This is a genomic window from Trebonia sp. (assembly GCF_049794275.1).
In the GTDB taxonomy this organism is placed as follows: Bacteria; Actinomycetota; Actinomycetes; order Streptosporangiales; family Streptosporangiaceae; genus Trebonia.
On the sequence record NZ_JBARCR010000953.1, the window covers coordinates 1 to 2,017 of the forward strand.

Genomic DNA, 2,017 nt, shown 5'->3' on the forward strand with positions numbered 1-2,017 from the left:
AGGCGTACCGCTGCCCCGGCTGCGACCAGGAGATCTACCCTGGTACGGCGCATGTCGTGGTCTGGCCGAACCACGCCGGCGTCGCGTCGAGACGGCACTGGCACACCGTGTGCTGGCAGCGCCGGCTGCAACGCCGCCCCGGCTGACTGTGACCCCGGAGAGGAAACCGTGACTCAGATCAGGGCTGCGACGATCCTGCCCGCCAGGCGGACGCCCATCACCCTTACGACCGCGGACGGGCTGAACCTCGTCGGCGAACTGGCGCTGCCGGCGGACCGCGACCCGGTCGGCACGCTGGTCTGCCTGCACCCGCTGCCGACGCACGGCGGGATGATGGACAGCCACATCATCCGCAAGGCGTCGTACCGGCTGCCCGCGCTGGCGGACCTGGCCGTGCTGCGGTTCAATACCAGGGGCACCGAGTCCGAGCGCGGCAAGAGCGAGGGCGAGTTCGGCGGCGGCGTGACGGAAAAGCACGACGTCGAGGCCGCCGTCGGTTACGCCGCGGCCGCCGGGCTGCCGCACATCTACCTGCTCGGCTGGTCGTTCGGCACCGAGCTGACGCTGGAGTGGGGCGCGCTGCCGCCGGTCGAGGGCGCGATCCTGCTGTCGCCGCCGCTGCGCCGCGCCACCGACGAGGACCTGGACACCTGGGCCGCGTCGGGTAAGCCGCTGATCGCCATGGTGCCGGAACTCGATGACTACCTGCGCCCTGAAGAGGCACGCCAGCGGTTCGCGCGGGTGCCGAAGGCAACGGTGATCGGCGTCGATGGCGCCAAGCACCTGTGGGTGGGAGAGAATTACGTCCGCATCGTGCTCGACGAGATCGTGCGGACGGTCAACCCGGCGGCGCTCCATGACGGCGCGCTGCCAACCGACTGGGAGGGTACGCCGTGACGCTGGAGCGGTTCAGCCTGGCGGGCAAGAAGGCGCTGGTGACCGGGGCCTCGCGAGGCATCGGCCAGGTCATCGCGGTGGCGTTCGCCGAGGCGGGCGCCGACGTCACGATCACCGCGCGGGGCGCGGAGGGCCTCGCCGCGACCGCGAAGGGGATCAGGGACTTCGGCCGTGAAGCCGTGGAGATCCCGGCCGACCTGACCACCCAGCAGGCCGCCGCCGGCGTGGTGGCAACGGCGATAGACCGGCTCGGCCACCTCGACATCGTGGTCAACAACGCCGGCGGCTCGAACTTCGTGGTGCCGTTCCTCGACATGCGGCTGTCCGGCTGGGAGAAGGTACTGCGGCTCAACCTGGACGCGACCATGTGGGTCTGCCAGACCGCGGGTGCGCATATGACGGCCCGCGGCAACGGCTCGGTGATCAACGTCGCCTCGGTGGCGGGCCTGGCGGCCGCGCCGTTCCTCGCCCCGTACGGGGCCGCTAAGGCTGCGGTGGTATCGCTGACCAAGACGCTGGCCAGCGAGTGGGGCCGCGCCGGCGTCCGGGTGAACGCGCTCTGCCCTGGCTGGACCGCGACCGACCTCAACCGCATGCTGTGGGACACCCCGGACGGCGGCGAGGCGACGATCGCGACCGTGCCCATGGCCCGCTGGGGCAAGCCGGAAGAAATGGCCGGCCCCGCTATCTTCCTGGCCAGCGACGCCTCGTCGTTCATGACCGGCCAGGTCCTTGCCATCGACGGCGGCCAGACCAGCACCGCCTGACCCGGCCTAGCGCCCGGCTCCAGCCAACTTCCTATCATTTCTGACCACTTTCACGTCCGCTTTGCCCGATTTATCCCTACGGAACTGATGGCAAGTTGTCGGTTGCGATAAGCCAGTGAGCTCTTGTTACGGGAGAGGGTCCGCCTAACCGGGAGCGCGGCCCGCAGCGGGCGGGCCAGCTAATCCCCGGCCGGCCGGGAGCCGCCGAGCCCTTCGGGCCCAGAAAAACACGTGTGCCCCGGCCCGAAAGGGCCGGGGCACACGCGCAGTTAGCCGATGAGCGTTACTCGGTCCACCAGTCTTCGTCGTTCTCCTTGCCGGCGGCCTTCTGGGCCGGCGCCGCGGCAGTCGGC

The 2,017-nt window shown here is 70.5% G+C and carries 2 protein-coding genes; both read left to right on the forward strand.

What is annotated here, in order from left to right; genetic code table 11:
- Window positions 1-168 precede the first annotated feature (168 nt).
- A complete protein-coding gene (locus tag WA805_RS24405; protein ID WP_422291004.1) occupies window positions 169-897 on the forward strand; it encodes an alpha/beta hydrolase in 729 nt (242 codons plus the stop codon).
- Window positions 894-1,664: an SDR family NAD(P)-dependent oxidoreductase gene (locus WA805_RS24410; protein ID WP_422278807.1), complete on the forward strand. Its 771-nt coding sequence runs from the start codon at window positions 894-896 to the stop codon at window positions 1,662-1,664. The genes WA805_RS24405 and WA805_RS24410 overlap by 4 nt, the downstream gene beginning before the upstream one ends.
- Window positions 1,665-2,017 lie beyond the last annotated feature (353 nt).